Annotated in this window: 12 protein-coding genes and 1 pseudogene; 7 read left to right on the forward strand and 6 right to left on the reverse strand. The window is 56.4% G+C overall.

What is annotated here, in order from left to right:
- Positions 1 to 3: 3 nt before the first annotated feature.
- The 6 genes and pseudogenes from gspL to ACN9MQ_RS07255 all read left to right on the forward strand — a co-directional run bounded on the left by gspL (position 4) and on the right by ACN9MQ_RS07255 (position 7,997).
- Positions 4 to 1,137: pseudogene (gene gspL, locus ACN9MQ_RS07230) on the forward strand (type II secretion system protein GspL).
- A complete protein-coding gene (gspM, locus tag ACN9MQ_RS07235; RefSeq protein WP_020884851.1) occupies positions 1,134 to 1,619 on the forward strand; it encodes a type II secretion system protein GspM in 486 nt (161 codons plus the stop codon). The pseudogene gspL and the gene gspM overlap by 4 nt, the downstream one beginning before the upstream one ends.
- Positions 1,616 to 2,413 (forward strand): prepilin peptidase, encoded by a 798-nt coding sequence (locus tag ACN9MQ_RS07240; RefSeq protein WP_426021288.1) that lies wholly within the window; start codon positions 1,616 to 1,618, stop codon positions 2,411 to 2,413. Before gspM ends, ACN9MQ_RS07240 begins: the two co-directional genes overlap by 4 nt.
- A gap of 260 nt (positions 2,414 to 2,673) precedes the next feature.
- A complete protein-coding gene (locus ACN9MQ_RS07245; protein WP_426021287.1) occupies positions 2,674 to 5,451 on the forward strand; it encodes a glycosyl hydrolase family 18 protein in 2,778 nt (925 codons plus the stop codon).
- Between the two features lie 137 nt (positions 5,452 to 5,588).
- The gene (gene iagB / locus ACN9MQ_RS07250) at positions 5,589 to 6,029 is read left to right on the forward strand and encodes a type III secretion system invasion protein IagB (RefSeq protein ID WP_014169343.1); all 441 of its coding nucleotides are present in this window, start codon (positions 5,589 to 5,591) and stop codon (positions 6,027 to 6,029) included.
- A gap of 144 nt (positions 6,030 to 6,173) precedes the next feature.
- Positions 6,174 to 7,997 (forward strand): chitinase, encoded by a 1,824-nt coding sequence (locus tag ACN9MQ_RS07255; protein ID WP_040017039.1) that lies wholly within the window; start codon positions 6,174 to 6,176, stop codon positions 7,995 to 7,997.
- 62 nt (positions 7,998 to 8,059) lie between these two features.
- Here the strand turns inward: ACN9MQ_RS07255 and ACN9MQ_RS07260 are convergent, their stop codons facing one another.
- The 4 genes from ACN9MQ_RS07260 to poxB all read right to left on the reverse strand — a co-directional run bounded on the left by ACN9MQ_RS07260 (position 8,060) and on the right by poxB (position 13,371).
- Positions 8,060 to 9,073 (reverse strand): NAD-dependent epimerase/dehydratase family protein, encoded by a 1,014-nt coding sequence (locus ACN9MQ_RS07260; RefSeq protein ID WP_020884845.1) that lies wholly within the window; start codon positions 9,071 to 9,073, stop codon positions 8,060 to 8,062.
- Between the two features lie 89 nt (positions 9,074 to 9,162).
- A complete protein-coding gene (locus ACN9MQ_RS07265; protein ID WP_032677782.1) occupies positions 9,163 to 10,602 on the reverse strand; it encodes an SDR family oxidoreductase in 1,440 nt (479 codons plus the stop codon).
- Positions 10,603 to 10,612: 10 nt separating this feature from the next.
- Positions 10,613 to 11,614 carry a low-specificity L-threonine aldolase gene (gene ltaE / locus ACN9MQ_RS07270; RefSeq protein ID WP_020884843.1) on the reverse strand — a complete coding sequence of 334 codons (1,002 nt, stop codon included), beginning with the start codon at positions 11,612 to 11,614 and terminating at the stop codon, positions 10,613 to 10,615.
- A 38-nt stretch (positions 11,615 to 11,652) separates the two neighbouring features.
- Positions 11,653 to 13,371 carry a ubiquinone-dependent pyruvate dehydrogenase gene (gene poxB / locus ACN9MQ_RS07275; RefSeq protein ID WP_014169348.1) on the reverse strand — a complete coding sequence of 573 codons (1,719 nt, stop codon included), beginning with the start codon at positions 13,369 to 13,371 and terminating at the stop codon, positions 11,653 to 11,655.
- A 151-nt stretch (positions 13,372 to 13,522) separates the two neighbouring features.
- Here poxB and ACN9MQ_RS07280 point away from each other — a divergent pair, with 151 nt between their 5' ends.
- The gene (locus ACN9MQ_RS07280; protein ID WP_032677784.1) at positions 13,523 to 13,957 is read left to right on the forward strand and encodes a DoxX family protein; all 435 of its coding nucleotides are present in this window, start codon (positions 13,523 to 13,525) and stop codon (positions 13,955 to 13,957) included.
- A 57-nt stretch (positions 13,958 to 14,014) separates the two neighbouring features.
- Here the strand turns inward: ACN9MQ_RS07280 and hcr are convergent, their stop codons facing one another.
- Together hcr and hcp are read right to left on the reverse strand one after the other, a co-directional pair.
- On the reverse strand, positions 14,015 to 14,983 hold the full coding sequence (gene hcr, locus ACN9MQ_RS07285) for an NADH oxidoreductase (RefSeq protein ID WP_426021286.1): 969 nt from the start codon (positions 14,981 to 14,983) through the stop codon (positions 14,015 to 14,017).
- 10 nt (positions 14,984 to 14,993) lie between these two features.
- A complete protein-coding gene (hcp, locus tag ACN9MQ_RS07290) occupies positions 14,994 to 16,646 on the reverse strand; it encodes a hydroxylamine reductase (RefSeq protein ID WP_426021285.1) in 1,653 nt (550 codons plus the stop codon).
- Between the last annotated feature and the right edge of the window lie 99 nt (positions 16,647 to 16,745).

Below are 16,745 nucleotides of genomic sequence, written 5' to 3' on the forward strand. Positions count from 1 at the left end.
GCTATGAAACAGGTACTTTTTGTTCGTCCCGACAGCCGTGAGGGCGGGAAAATAATGTGGTGTGCTTCCGGCAGCCAGCAGGTTGACGTTGTGGAGCGCCTTGACGCGCTGGCAGACCATCCTCTCGCGGCCCGGGTCTGTTTACTGTTGCCCGCGGGCAACATGATCTTCCGCCATTTTACGTTGCCGAAAAAAGTTGCCTCTCAGACGGCGGCGTTCTCGTGGCTGGCGGAAGAGACGCTCATTGGCGAGGTGGACAACCTTCACTGGACGGTGCTTCACAAAAAGGGGGCCGACGTTGACGCGGTGGCGATTGATACCGATGTTCTGCGCGGGTGGTTAGCCCGTTGCCAGGAGGCCGGTTTGAAGGTGATTCAGGTGCTGCCGGATGCCTGGCTGCTGCCGGTGACGGCAGGAGGAAGCACGCTGGTTGCCCTGGATGACCGCTACTGGCTGCGCCTGTCGCCCCATGTCGCCAGCGAAATGGAGGCCAGCCTGCTGCCGCTGCTGATGCAAAAAACCCCAGACGGTGACGTGTGCTGTTACGGCGAACCGCCAGCCGGTGTCGGGGTGGATCTTCTGCACCCGTGGCAGCATCCGCTGGTGTTGATCCAGCCCCAGTGGCAATCCTGTCGGGTCACCCTCCTGCACGGTGAATTCAGCCCGAAGGCAGGGAAAGGCAGCGCGTCTAAAGGAATAAAAATCGCGATGGCGGCGGCGGGCCTGCTGTCTCTCGGGCTGTAGCTGGGCCCGCGGATCGCGATGGCCTGGATGCTGGTACAGCAGGAAAATCGGGTTCAGCAGGAGATCGTTCAGGTTTATCAGCACCATTTTCCCAGCATGCGCCAGCAGACCAATATCAAATACCACTTTGGTCAAAACATGAAAAAGCAGCACAAATGGGTATTCCTGCAGCTGGATGATCTTGAGCAAGCCAGGCAGGCCGTACCCGCACTTGAGATCTCCCTGCTTGAGTACGATGCGCAACAAAATGCGCTGACCCTGAGCGTCAGTGCGCAAAGCCAGGCCGCGCTGCAGTCGTTTGTGGAGAAAACAGGGGAGCATTTTGATTTCACCCTACAGCCTGTTTCTACCACTGCACCTTATACCGCCATGATCGCAGGGAAATATAAATGAAAGAGCGAATCACGAAGCTAACGTCGCGTTATCAACAATACAGCATCCGGGAGAAATATATTTTAAAAACCGGTGCCGTTGCCCTCCTGGCCGCGGCTGTTTATTACGCGGGCATGATGCCACTGGATAATATGATTCAAAATAGCAAATCAACGCTGACCCGACAAAAAGAGACGCTGAACTGGATGCGCAGAGAAATAGATAAACACCACCTTCCGGTGATGATCATTAAAACGGATAACCCGCGCACGGTGGTGGAGAACAGCGCTCATGAAATTAACCTTTCCCTGACGGAGGTGCGTCAGGACGGGCAAACCTTATCGTTCGTGGTGAACCGCGTAAATGTGTATGAATTAAAAAACTGGCTGCGGGAAATCAACCAGACCTCCGGCGTCAGGCTGCAAAAAATGAACCTTACGCCGGTCGATCACCTCAGTGATGTGAAAGCCGAAGTGCAGCTCACCTGGCGCAAAACCGCATGAACACCGTTGCGCTGATGCGGGAAATCTACCCGGTGGGGTTCCCGGTGATGAGTGCGATCCTGGGCAGCATGGTGGGCAGTTTTCTGGGCGTTGTCGCCGAGCGCGTGCCGGGCATGGTGATGGAGGAGGAAGGAACAGGCAACTTGCTGTTTCCGGCCTCTCACTGCCCGGTGTGCCAGCATGATCTTGCGGCCTGGGAGAATATCCCGCTGGTCAGTTGGCTAGTATTGCGCGGGCGCTGCAGGCAGTGTGGCACGGCCATCCCGCTGCGCTTATTGATGATCGAACTCGTCACCGCGCTCTTTTTTGGCCTCACCGCCTTGTGCATTCCGGGCGAACCGGCGTTGTTCTCACTGTGGTTGCTGGCCGCGTTTCTGCTGCCGCTGACGATGATTGACTGGCAGCATCAGTTGCTCCCTGACTGTCTGACCCAGCCGTTGCTGTGGGCAGGACTGTTGTTACACCTCGTTGACCACACGCTGCCGCTTAAGGATGCGCTGGTGGGGGCGGTGGCTGGCTACCTTTCGCTCTGGTCTCTTTACTGGGTATTTCGTCTGCTTACCGGACGAGAAGGATTAGGCTATGGCGATTTTAAACTTCTGGCGGCGTTAGGCGCCTGGTGCGGCTGGCAGGCACTGCCCATCCTGGAATTGATTGCCGCGTTAAGCGGTATTGTCGGATATTTCGCGACAACACATGCGAATAAAAATAACCGCATTATTTCTTTCGGGCCTTATTTAGCTTTTGCCGGCATGACGGTTTTTGTTTATCAGGTTGCCTGTTCCACATTCTGAATACACCGGTCAAGTTTTTTTAGTGATTTTTTCGATTGGGGAATGAAAGGAATACAATATTTATTCAGCGTATCGTTAAAGACATAAGCTTCACAGAATTCGAGCTTGTATCTTTTAATGGAGGAATACAGCGCGCCACAGAAATAGCGGTTAACGATTATTGCTTAAGTTGAAATTCAAAGTCTGTAAAAAACTATTCCATGTTTTAAAGGAAGACATGGGTCATTAACGTTTACAAATAAATTTATCAGGAAATAAAAATGAAATTTATGAAGCCTAAATATCTGGCGCTTTTCGTTGCAGCGGCGTCCAGCTCTGCCTTCGCGGCAGCGCCAGGTACGCCAACCCTCAGCAGTGGCAATGATAAGTTTGCGATTGTTGAAGTTGACCAGGCAGCGCAAGACTATAACAGCCTTGTGAAAGTCCATGATGGCGCGGATGTGAAAGTTGAGTGGAACGTCTGGAGCGGTGATGCGCCAACCTCGGCGAAAGTGCTTCTGGATGGTCAGGCCGTGTGGAGTGGCGCCGCAAGCGCCTCCGGGTCAGCCACCTTCAAAGTGAAAAAGGGCGGACGCTATCAGGAGCAGGTTGAACTCTGTAACGCCAGCGGGTGTTCTAAAAGTGCCAGCAAACTGATCATCGTGGCGGACACGGACGGGAGCCATCTGCTGCCGCTGAACACCACCCTGAAGGAAAATAACAAAACCTTCTCTCAACATACGGACAAAGTGGTGGGTGCCTATTTCCCTGAGTGGGGCGTCTATGGGCGTGAGTTCCCGGTGGATAAAATCCCTGCGGCGAACCTGAACCACATTTTGTACGGTTTCATTCCGATCTGTGGCGGTGATGGCATCAACGACGGGTTAAAAACGGTTGAGAACGGCAACAGCTTCGCCGCGCTGCAGCGCGCCTGTGCGGGCCGTCAGGATTACACCGTGGCCATTCACGATCCGTGGGCGGCATTGCAAAAACCGCAGGCCGGCGTGACCAACTGGGACGACCCCTACAAAGGTAACTTTGGTCAGTTGATGGCGCTGAAAAAAGCCCATCCGGATCTGAAAGTGCTGCCTTCCATTGGCGGCTGGACGATGTCCGATCCGTTCTTCCAGATGCATGATTCAGCGATCCGCGCGCGCTTCGTCTCTTCCGTGAAAGAGTTCCTGAAAACCTGGAAATTCTTCGACGGGGTCGATATTGACTGGGAATTCCCGGGTGGTGGTGGTGTGTCGGAAAATCTTGGCAACCCTGCTCAGGACAAAGCCACCTATACTGCGGTGATGCACGATCTGCGCGCGATGCTGAACGAGCTGTCAGCAGAAACGGGCCGTACGTACGAACTGACCACCGCCATTGGTTCCGGTAAAGACAAAATTGAAGACGTGGATTACACCACGGCGCAGCAGTACCTCGACCACATCTTCCTGATGAGCTACGACTTCTACGGCGGCTGGAGTAACACTGATCTCGGCCACCAGGCGGCGCTGCACGGCGCGGAGTGGAAACCGGACACCAACTACACCACTGAAAACGGCGTGAACGCGCTGCTGGAACAGGGCGTGCAGCCGGGCAAGATTGTTGTAGGGGCGGGCATGTACGGTCGCGGCTGGACCGGCGTTCACGGCTACACCGGCGACAATCCGTTCACCGGTACGGCAACGGGCGCGGTCAAAGGCACCTGGGAACCGGGCGTGGTTGACTACCGTCAGATTGCGAACGAGTACAAAGGCAAGCCAGGCTGGGAATACAAATACGATGCCGCGGCAGAAGCGCCGTATCTGTTCAATAAAGCCACCGGCGATCTGATTACCTATGAAGACGCGCGTTCTACCACGGCAAAAGGTAAGTATGTGCTGGCGAAAAACCTGGGCGGTCTGTTCTCCTGGTCCATCGACTCGGACAATGGCGACATCCTTAATGCGATGAACGAAAGCCTGTTGGGCGGCGGTTCAACGCCGGTTGATCCCGTTGTCACCAACCATGCGCCGATCGCTGCGGCTGCCGATCAGACCGTGACCGGGCCTGTTACCGTCACCCTCGATGGCTCTGCGTCTGGCGATCCGGACGGCGACGCCATTACCTATAAGTGGACCCAGATTTCCGGTCCAGCCGTGACCCTTACCAACAGCACGAAAGCCAAAGCCTCCTTCGGCGCGGCGGCAGTGACTCAGAACCAGACGCTCTCCTTCCGCCTGACGGTGAAAGATGCGAAAGGCCTGACGAACGCCATTGATGTTCAGGTCGTGAACAAAGCACCTAAAGCGAACCAGGCACCGGTGGTCAACCCGATGGAAAGCATCACGCTGCAGGCGGGTGAAACCTATGCCCTGCATGCGCAGGCAGCCGATCCGGATGGTGACGCGCTGACCTATGCCTGGAGCGTGCCAGCGGACATGAACGCAACCGGAACTGACACCGCGAACGTGAATATCACCGCACCGGCTGTTGCTTCCGATTCCACCTACACCCTGAGCGTGGTGGTCAGCGACGGTAAAACCAGCGTTCAATCGAACGTGCAGGTTATTGTCACGCCAAAAGCAGCCGATGAGGTCACGCCGCCATCTGACGAGGTGACACCACCAGCCGATGAGGTCACGCCGCCATCTGACGAGGTGACACCACCAGCCGATGAGGTCACGCCGCCATCTGACGAGGTGACACCACCTGCCGATGAGGTCACGCCACCTTCTGATGAAGGCTCTGCCACCGGCAGCTGTGATGCACCTGTTGATGCCAGTGCCAGCCAGTACCCGGCCTGGAGTGCGAGCAAAATCTACAACAGTGGTGACACCGTGAGCGCCGACAACCTGGTGTGGAAAGCGAAGTACTGGACACAGGGCAATAAACCTGGCTTTGACGCGGATGCGTGGGAGCTGGTCAGCCAGGTGAAAATGAACTGGCGTTCAGATGTGGTTTACAACGGTGGCGATACGACCACCTACCAGGGGTATGTCTACCGTGCGAAATGGTGGACCCGTGGTGATAAACCAGGTAACAGCGATGTATGGGTAAAAGAAGGCGCGTCAGCAGACTGCAAATAACCTTCTTAGCCTGAGGTTGCGGGTTTGATATCGCCTGCAATCGTTGACCACACCCCGTTTCGGGTGTGGTCAACCCCTTCCGGAATAAGACAGCGTGCGCAAGGAGAAGGATCGTCAGTAAATAAACAGGTAATGAGATGAAACGCTTTTTATTGTTATTGCTTATTTTAAGTCAGAGTGCGACAGCAAATTGCTGGGATAAAGCGGCGCATTATTATCATGTCGATCCGTATTTATTATATGCCATTGCGCAGGTGGAATCCGGTATGAATCCGAATGCCGTGGGGTGGAATCAGGATGGCTCGCGGGATGTGGGATTAATGCAGATTAACAGCACGCATTTCAGCGAACTGCAGCGCCAGGGCATTGACGAGAACCGGCTTGTGACCGAGCCCTGCACCTCCATTATGGTGGGCGCGTCAATACTGTCGACGATGATCAACGTATATGGCTATAACTGGGAAGCCGTCGGGGCTTATAACGCGGGAGTGAAAAAAGAGAATTATTCAAAGCGTATGAATTATGCCCGCAAGGTCTGGGCGAAATATCAGGAGATAAAACCTCGTTCCTCTTATTAATTCTGCTTTTTGTTTTTTGAAGCGTACCAAGAGGTGCGCTTCAGAAAATGAAAAATTACCGCACTCTTTGGTTTATTTATTAAGGGAATAATACATAAACCGTGATTGCATTAACCCTTGTTGCTATATATAGGATGAGTTGAAATGACCAAAAGGACCTTACTGAGCGTGCTCGTTGCGGGTGCATGCATTGCGCCTTTCATGGCACAGGCTGCGACGCTGCAGGCAACCACCAGCGAGCCGTTCACCCTGAAAGCCAGCGATCTGGCGAAGAAAGAACAGGAACTGACTAACTTTCCACTGATGGCGTCGGTTAAAGACACCATTCGTACGCTGGATAATGCCCAGGTTGAGCTGATTGAGCCAGGCCGTGCAGCGAACCCGGATAACGTCAAACGCGTTGAAGGCATTGTGAAGGCCAGCGACTGGGAATACCTTTTCCCGATGCGAGCGCAGTCCTACACCTACAGTAACTTCCTGAAAGCGGTGGGCAAATTCCCGGCGCTGTGTAAGACCTACAACGACGGCCGTGACAGCGACGCCATCTGCCGTAAAGAGCTGGCCACCATGTTTGCCCACTTCGCACAGGAAACCGGCGGCCACGAAAGCTGGCGTCCGGAAGCCGAATGGCGTCAGGCGCTGGTTCACGTTCGCGAAATGGGCTGGACCGAAGGGCAGAAAGGCGGTTACAACGGCGAATGTAATCCTGATATCTGGCAGGGACAAACCTGGCCGTGCGGCAAAGACAAAGACGGCGATTTCGTGAGTTACTTTGGCCGTGGGGCTAAACAGCTGTCTTATAACTACAACTACGGTCCGTTCTCTGAAGCGATGTTCGGCACTGTCCGCACGCTGCTCGACAAGCCGGAGCTGGTGGCTGACACCTGGCTGAACCTGGCAAGCGCCATCTTCTTCTTCGCCTACCCGCAGCCGCCGAAACCGAGCATGCTGCAGGTTATCGACGGCACCTGGCAGCCAAACGATCATGACAAAGCCAACGGCCTGGTTCCGGGCTTCGGCGTGACCACCCAGATCATTAACGGTGGCGTAGAGTGTGGCGGCCCGACTGAGATTGCCCAGTCTGAAAACCGTATCAAGTACTACAAAGAGTTTGCGAAGTACCTGAAAGTGCCTGTCCCGGCAAATGAAGTGCTCGGCTGTGCCAACATGAAGCAGTTCGATGAAGGCGGCTCCGGTGCGCTGAAGATTTACTGGGAGCAGGACTGGGGATGGAGTGCCGATACGCCAGACGGTAAAACGTATTCCTGCCAGCTGGTCGGTTATCAGACGCCGTTCAGCGCCTTTAAAGAGGGTGACTACACGAACTGCGTGAAGAAATTCTATAACGTCAACATCATCAACGATGACGGTTCCGCCGTGACGCCGGACGAGCATCCGGTCACTCCGGCACCGACGCCATCGGAAGATGAAACCCCGGCACCGGTTCCGGACGAAACGCCGGCAGAACCGACCGTGGTGAACCACGCCCCGGTCGCGCAGATTGCGGGCCCAATCGGTGCGGTGGAAGCGGGCGCGCAGGTATCCTTGAGCGCAGAAGGATCCACTGACCAGGACGGCAACACGCTGACCTACACCTGGCGTTCACAGGATGGCCAGACGGTCACCGGTGAAGACAAGGCGGTGGTGACCTTTACCGCGCCAGAGTCTGCGACGGCTCAACAGTATGAAGTCAGCCTGACCGTGAGCGATGGCGAGCTGAGCAGCACCACTTCCTATCTGCTGAACGTTAAAGCGAAAGCCACGACGCCGTCTGAAAACGACGGTACCTCTGGTGCTTATGCCGCGTGGAGCGCGAACAGCAAGTACAAGGCAGGCGATATCGTGAATAACCACGGTAAACTGTTCCAGTGCAAACCGTTCCCGTACAGCGGCTGGTGTAACAATGCCCCGGCGTACTACGAGCCAGGCGCGGGTCTGGCGTGGTCAGACGCCTGGACGGCGCTGTAAAACAAAACGGCAACCTTCGGGTTGCCGTTTTCGTCTCTGTTCTCTGAGATGAGCGCGCTCAACTAGCGATGCAATTTGCCGTGGTCACGCAGCCAGGCGGCAGTACGCACAATCCCCTCATCGAGGGAGACAATCGGCTTATACCCCAGTTCGTTTTCTGCGCGGGTGATATCCAGCGTAAAATCAAAGTTGAGCTTTGACACACCGTAGTGCGTCAACGCAGGCTCTTTCGCCGATTTACTCCCAAGACGCTCCATACTGCGGGCAATCATATCCAGCATCGGGTAGGGCACGGAACGAATACGGCAGTCGATTTGCAACTCGTCAATCAACCTTTGCACGATGCTGCGCAGCGTGCAGGGCTCACCGTTGGTGATATTGTACGCGCGACCGGAAATCAGGGTATCGCAGTCAGGCTGGCTTGCCAGCCACATGGCGTGGACCGCATTTTCGTAGTACGTCATATCCACCATCGCATCGCCACCGCGGGGCAGCAGCACGCTGCCGTAGTGGTGCATCATCTGCGCCAGACGCGGGATAAACACTTTGTCATGCGGGCCGAACAGGCTCTGAGGACGCAATACGGTAAAACGGGTGTGCGGGTTCGACTGCGCCAGCAGATCGATCACCTCTTCGCTGGCCGCTTTACTGCGGGCAAACTCACAGGCAAAGCGCGCCGGGCGAAAATCTTCCTGCACGTCGCGGTGATGGTGATAGTCGAAATAGAGAGACGGGGAGGAGATATGAATAAAGTTACGCACGCCCCAGGCCACGGCCCATTCACCCAGACGACGGGTGGCACGCACGTTGGCGAGGTCAAAAGCTTCCTGGGTACCCCACGGGGAGGTAAAACTGGAGCAGTGCCACAGCGTATCGATACCGGCCAGCATCACCTTGGCCTGAGAGGAGACCAGCTCCGTCAGGTCGGCATGGACAAACTCTGCGCCCATTTTTTGCAGCAGTTTACCCATCGCTTCGTTGCGACCGGTGGCCCTGACGCTGATGCCTTTGTTGCGCAGAAACTCGACCGCATTTCGGCCTAAGCCGCTGGTCGCCCCGGTAACCAGTACCTTCATATCAATCCACTGTGTTGAAAAAGAATTTCGTGCGCATTCTTTCGTGAATTACGGCGGGTTGCAATGGGAAAGGTGAAAGAATAAGAGTTTTATTGAGTTATTTTCGTCTTTTGTTCTGCCAGCTGCGCGATACGTTTCGCCATTCCGCGAAAGATAAACAGGTGAGCGGGGATCATTAACAACCAGTAGAAAAGCCCCGGCATCCCGTGCGGGTGCCACCAGGCACGAACGTCCAGTTCTCGATGGTCGCCTTTGTCTTTTAGCGTAAAGCACAACCGTCCCAGACCGGGCGCTTTCATGCCAAACAGCAGTGCCAGCTGTTTTTCGGGCTCGACGATGATCACCTTCCAGCTGTCAACCGTATCGCCTACCGCAAGATACGGGTGCGCAGGACGGCCTTTCGCCAGCCTGTGTCCTACCAGCAGATCCAGTGCGCCACGGGTTTGCCAGAGGATATTGCCGAAGAAATAGCGTTCTTTGCCGCCAATCTGATTCACCACCTCCCACAGGTCCGCCAGAGTTGCCGGGGTGTTCACCGTGCAGCCAGCCTGTTTAGGAAAGTAACCGTACTCAGGCCGCCAGCGGGCAAACGCCTGGGCGTCGTAGCCCCAGTCGCTGGAGTTCATCAGCTGTTCCTCTTCCTTGAGCGTATTGCGTACCGCATCATCGAAACGGATCAGCGTCTGGGGGATCAGCGCACGCAACGCGCGATCGTCGGCCAGCAGATCGTGTTTGAGCCCCTGGATCAGCGCTTTTGCGGTCGTCGGCGGCACGGACGTAATGACGTTTAAAAACCACACCGAGATCCAGCGGGTAGGGAAGGGAATGGGGATCAGCCAGCGTCGGCGGCCGCTGACACGCATAAAATGTTCGAACTGTTGCTGGTAGCTCAGCACTTCCGGGCCGGCAGCCTCAAGCACACGGTGTTGCTCAGCCGGATGGTCCAGCAGGGCCACCAGATAATGGCGTAAATTTTCCAGCGCAATCGGCGTGGTGCGCGATCGCACCCAGCGCGGCGGGGTAAGCACCGGCAGGTTGTACACCATGTCGCGCATCACTTCGAACGCGGCGGAGCCGGCCCCGACGATGATCCCCGCCCGCAGTTCGGTGACGGGAATATTTGCGCCGCGCAGGGTTTCAGCCGTGAGCTGACGGGCGCGAAGATGATCGGACTGCTCGTTAGCAGGCGCCTGCAGCGAGCTTAAAAAAATCACCTGCTTCACCGGTGTGCGCAACAGCGCGTCGCGAACGTTCATCGCCACCTGACGCTCGTGGGCGATAAAATCGCCCCCTTCGCCCATGCTGTGAACAAGGTAGTAAAGCGTGTCGACCCCTTCCAGTAACGCCGGCAGCGTCGTGGGCCAGTTGAGATCGACGTTGTGACAGGTCACCCCGGGCAGGTGCAGTTTTTGCAGACGCTCCGTGTTGCGTGCCACGGCCAGCACCTGGTGCCCCTGCTGACTTAACGCAGTGGTGAGATGCTGACCGATATACCCACTGGCACCGAGTACCAGAATACGTTGCGGCACGCTCTGCTCCTTAGCGCTGTAAAAACGCCTGCCAGTGTTTCACCACGTCTGCCAGCTGCTGACGATTAACGTCTAAGTGCATAACCAGGCGTACCACCGGCGAGGCGTTGATCAACACGCCACGGGCTTTCATAAACTCACCCAGCGCGGCAGCGTGCTCTTCGCCCACGCGAATGAACAGCATGTTGGTATCGTGGCGCATGACGTCTGCACCAATCTCGCGTAGCTGTGCGGCCATCCACGCGGCGTTTTCATGATCGTCTTTCAGGCGGGCCACGTTGTTTTTCAGGGCGTACAGTCCGGCTGCTGCCAGAATACCGGCCTGGCGCATCCCGCCGCCGGTCATCTTACGCCAGCGGACCGCGCGTTTAATGTAGTCCGCATTGCCCACCAGCAGCGAGCCAACGGGCGTCCCCAGCCCTTTAGACAGGCAAATAGTGAACGAATCGCAATACTGCGCGATGTCTTTCAGCTCGCAGCCATACTCCACCACGGCGTTAAAGATGCGCGCGCCGTCCACGTGCAGCCCGAGTTTGCGCTCGCGGGTGAATTCCCACGCTGCTTTCAGGTACTCGCGCGGCAGCACTTTGCCGTTGTGGGTGTTTTCCAGACTGAGCAGCCTGGTGCGGGCGAAATGCACATCATCGACTTTGATTTTCGCCGCGACCTTGTCGAGGGGCAGGGTGCCGTCCGGGGCGGCATCTATCGGCTGAGGCTGAATGCTGCCCAGTACCGCCGCACCGCCTGCTTCGTACAGGTAATTGTGCGCGCCCTGACCGGCAATATACTCTTCACCGCGTTCGCAGTGGCTGAGCAACGCCACCAGGTTGGCCTGGGTGCCGGATGGCAGAAACAGGGCGGCCTCTTTACCGCTTAGCTCGGCGGCATAACGCTGCAGCGCATTCACCGTTGGATCGTCACCGTAGACGTCGTCCCCGACCGGGGCGGCCATCATCTCTTCGAGCATGGCGCGACCCGGACGGGTAACGGTATCACTGCGTAAATCAATCATTTCACATCCCTTTAATTTAAGAGGTTATGTGAAATGTTTTACCTGAGCCAGTTGGTTTTTGCCAGTTCGATTACCTCATCACCGCGTCCGCTGATGATGGCGCGCAGCATATAGAGGCTGAATCCTTTGGCCTGCTCGAGTTTAATCTGCGGTGGGATCGCCAGCTCTTCTTTCGCCACCACCACATCTACCAGTACCGGACCGTCGATGGAGAAGGCGCGCTGCAGGGCTTCATCGACTTCTGAGGCTTTCTCTACGCGAATACCCGTGATGCCGCAGGCTTCAGCGATGCGCGCGAAGTTGGTGTCGTGCAGCTCGGTGCCGTCCGTCAGATAGCCACCTGCCTTCATCTCCATCGCCACAAAGCCCAGCACGCTGTTGTTAAAGACCACGATTTTCAGCGGGAGCTTCATCTGCACAACCGACAGGAAATCGCCCATTAGCATGCTGAACCCGCCGTCGCCGCACATCGCCACCACCTGACGCTCTGGTGCGGTGGCCTTGGCCCCCAGCGCCTGCGGCATGGCGTTGGCCATCGAACCGTGGTTGAACGACCCCAGCAGACGGCGTTTGCCGTTCATCTTCAGATAGCGTGCCGCCCAGACGGTCGGGGTGCCTACGTCGCAGGTAAAGATGGCGTCGTCGTCCGCGAAATGGCTAATTTGCTGCGCCAGATACTGGGGATGAATGGCTTTGTCGCTCGGTTTGGCAAGATCGTCCAGTCCTTTGCGTGCATCGCGGTAATCACTGAGGGCTTTGTCGAGGAACTTCCGGTCGGTTTTTTCTTCCACCAGCGGCAGCAGGGCGGCGAGGGTGGATTTGATGTCCCCTACCAGCGCCATATCGACTTTGCTGTGGGCACCAATACTGCCTGGGTTAATATCAATCTGAATGATTTTGGCATCCGTCGGGTAAAACGCGCGGTACGGGAACTGGGTGCCGAGCAGGATCAGCGTGTCGGCATTCATCATGGTGTGGAAACCGCTGGAAAAACCGATCAGTCCGGTCATGCCCACGTCATACGGATTGTCATATTCGACGTGCTCTTTGCCGCGCAGGGCGTGAACAATCGGGGATTTTAACTTGCCGGCAAATTCCACCAGCTCTTTGTGCGCGCCTGCACAGCCACTGCCGCACATCAGGGCGATATTGCTGGAGTAACGCAGCAGCTGCGCGAGCTTTTTGAGCTCTTCTTCAGCCGGCGTGATGACAGGCTGTGGGGCGTGATACCAGTGCGAACTGGCACCCTCAGGCGCGGCCTTCAGCGCCACGTCACCGGGAATAACGACCACCGAAACACCGCGGTTAAGTACGGCTTTGCGCATTGCAATGGCCAGAACCTGAGGGATTTGTTCTGGTGAGGAAACTAATTCGCAATAGTGGCTGCATTCACGGAACAGCTCCTGAGGATGCGTCTCCTGAAAATAGCCGCTGCCGATTTCGGAAGAAGGGATGTGGGCGGCAATCGCCAGGACCGGTACGTGATTGCGGTGGCAGTCAAACAGACCGTTGATCAAGTGAAGGTTGCCCGGACCGCACGATCCGGCGCAGACGGCCAGTTCACCCGTCACCTGCGCTTCCGCACCAGCCGCGAAGGCGGCAACCTCTTCATGACGGGTTGGCATCCATTCAATGGTCTTCATCTTATTGAGGCTATCGCTCAGCCCGTTCAGGGAGTCGCCGGTTACGCCCCAGATGCGCTTTACGCCTGCCTGCTCGAGGGTTTTTGCTATGTATGCAGCCACGGTTTGTTTCATGGGTGTCCATCTCCTTTAAGTGATATCGCTTACAAGCTTAGAAGAAAGTCACTGTATTGCCGCGCTTTCCCCCTTATTAAAAGGTGCTTTTCACCCGCAATGATTCGGCATAATCTGGTCATCACACAGATGAAAACAGGAATCATTTCAAATGGTTAAATCATTGTTAATTGCTGTTAATGAAAAGCTATCGTGCGACGATGCCGGCAAACTCTTGTTACGACTTGCCGTCGGTGGGCTGATGCTTTTTCACGGTTTACACAAGTTATTGGGTGGTGTGGGGTTCATCAGCGGCATGCTGGTGGAAAAAGGATTACCGGGGTTTATCGCCTACGGCGTGCTCATTGGCGAAGTGGTGGCGCCTGTCCTGATTATCGTGGGGCTTTTTACGCGCCCGGCGGCGCTGGTGCTGGCGTTTACCATGATTGTGGCGTGGCTGATGGTCGGGACGGGGGAAACCTTTGCGCTGGACGCGGTAGGTGCCTGGGCGATTGAGAGCCTGGTGTACTTCTTTATCGGTGCGCTGGCGGTAGCATGCTTAGGCGCTGGGCGTTTTGCGTTGGGGAAAGCGCCGGTCTGGCGGTAGGCGTACTAACCGGGGGTAAACGCGAGCGCTTACCCCCGTCATTCGCGCGTTGGCTGATTATGCCAGCACAAGATCGCCCTGTGGATGACACGAGCACGCCAGCACGTATCCGTCGGCGATTTCTGCCTCGGTCAGCGTCATGGTGCTCGTCACGGTGTACTCACCGGAGACCACTTTGGTCTTGCAGCAGCCACACACGCCAGCACGGCATGCTGCCACCACCGGCACGTTGTTGCTTTCCAGCGCATCCAGTAGCGTGGTGCCGACCCGGCCAAAGAAGGTCTGAGCAGGCTGCAGTCTGGTGAACGTAATTCCGCTGGTTGTCGCTTCCGCGACCGGGGTGAAGAACTGCTCTTTGAAGAAGCGGGTCACGCCCAGCGCTTTCACGTCCTGCTCAACGATATCCATATATGGCGCCGGCCCACAGGTCATCACGGTACGATCCGCGAGATCCGGGACGCTTTGCAGTAGTTCGCGGCTCAGACGACCGGCGACAAAACCGTGGGTTGCGTTATGTTCCGCCACCAGCGTCACCGGATAGTTTCGCCACTCTTCGGCGAAGATCACATCTTCCGGCGAGCGCACGCTGAAGATCACCTGAACATCAGCCTGCGGACGGTTTTTCGCCAGCCAGCGACGCATTGACATGATCGGCGTGACGCCACACCCGGCGGCCAGCAGCAGGAATTTATCTTCCGCTTTATCGTCACAGGTGAAATTCCCGTGTGCGTCCGACAGCCAGAGGTAATCCCCGCGCTTCACGTCCCGGGTCAGCCACTGCGAGCCTGCGCCATCATCGATACGGCGGATAGTGAGCGTGATGTACTCGCTCACGCCCGGCGTTGAGGAGATCGTGTAGGCGCGCAGCGTGTCCGCTGAGTTGCGGACACTGACCAGCGCATACTGACCTGCACGGTACGGATAGTAGTCATGGCACAGCAGGGACAGCGTCCACACATCCGGCGTCTCCTGATGGATGTGATGAACCTGCATCCGCCACGGACATTGTGAGGTTGGCATGGTCATGAATAACTCCTTACGCGCTCAGCAGCTGCTGCATATCTTCTTCTACGGTGGTCACGGAACGCAGACCAAACTTCTCGTTCAGCACGGCCAGCAGATCCGGTGTCAGGAAGCCGGGTGCGGTGGGGCCGGTCACAATGTTGGTCACACCGAGAGAGAGCAGGGTCAGCAGGATGACAATCGCTTTCTGTTCAAACCAGGAGAGCACCAGCGACAGCGGCAGATCGTTGACGCCGCAGCCCAGTTTTTCCGCCAGCGTGACGGCCAGAATGATGGCAGAGTAGGCATCGTTACACTGACCCGCATCGACCAGACGTGGCAAACCTTCAATGTTGCCGAAGTCCAGCTTGTTGAAACGGTATTTACCGCACGCCAGCGTCAGGATCAGGCAATCTTCCGGTACGCTGGTGGCGAAATCGGTGAAGTAGTTACGCTCACCGCGCGCGCCGTCACAGCCGCCAATCAGGAAGATATGGCGCAGTTTTTCACGGCTCACGAGGTCAATCAGTGAATCCGCGGCACCGAGCAGGGTTTCACGACCAAAGCCGACGGTGATCAGATGTTCGATTTCGCTGTACGGGAAGCCACCCATCTGCTGCGCCTGGGCGATGACCGGGCCGAAATCATCCCCTTCCAGGTGGCTCACACCCGGCCAGCCAACGATGCTGCGGGTCCAGATGCGGTCGTCATACGCGCCAACGGTGGGGTCGATGATGCAGTTAGAGGTCATCACGATGGGGCCCGGGAAACGGGCGAACTCAACCTGCTGGTTCTGCCAGCCGCTGCCGTAGTTCCCGACCAGGTGTTTAAATTTATGCAGTTCCGGGTAGCCGTGTGCGGGCAGCATTTCGCCGTGGGTATAGACGTTAACGCCCGTGCCTTCGGTCTGCTTCAGCAGGTTATGGAGGTCTTTCAGGTCATGGCCGGAGATCAGGATGCACTTGCCTTCGGTCGCTTTAACGTTAACCTGCGTCGACGTCGGGTGGCCGTAGGTGCGGGTTTCACCGGCATCCAGAATACGCATCACGTTGAAGTTCATCTGGCCGATTTCCATTGAACATTCGAGCAGCGGATTCATCTCAGCAGGCCAGGTACCCAGCCACGCCATGATTTTGTGGTACTGAGCATAGATAGCGTTATCGTACTGGCCCAGAACGTGCGCGTGTTCCATATAGGCTGCGGCCCCTTTCAGGCCGTACAGGCAGAGCAGACGCAGGCCGAGAATGTTCTCGCCAATCGCCGCTTTATCTTTGTTGGGGGTGAATTCTGCTGCCTGACGCTGCAGCTCGCCCAGGTCGTCGCTCACCAGCTGCAGGTCTGCCATTGGGTTTTCTACCCGTGCGTTGGCATCGGCGCTCAGGCACTGCGCTTTGAGCGCTTCACGCAACGCAATCGCTTCGCGGGCATAGCCGACGATGCGCGGGGAATCAAAGTTAACGTTAGTCAGCGTGGAGAAAAAGGCGCGGGGGGCGAAACTGTCTACATAGTGGTCAATAATGCCATATTCGCGGGCCTTGAATGCCCATGCGGAAAGGCCTTGCAGGGCGGCAATCAGCAGATCCTGCAGGTCTGATGTTTCTGCGGTTTTGCCGCACATACCTTGCGCATAAGAGCAGCCATTGCCTGCCGGGGTACGGATGGTTTGTTCACATTGCACACAAAACATAATCACACCTGTTAAAGTTATATTTGATATACATGTTTTAGGTTATGCCTGTGACTGAACGGTGAAAAGGGCTTTCTTCTACAAAATAGAGGGAGATTG

It is taken from the genome of Enterobacter sp. R-25, from assembly GCF_049913205.1.
In the GTDB taxonomy this organism is placed as follows: Bacteria; Pseudomonadota; Gammaproteobacteria; order Enterobacterales; family Enterobacteriaceae; genus Enterobacter; species Enterobacter ludwigii.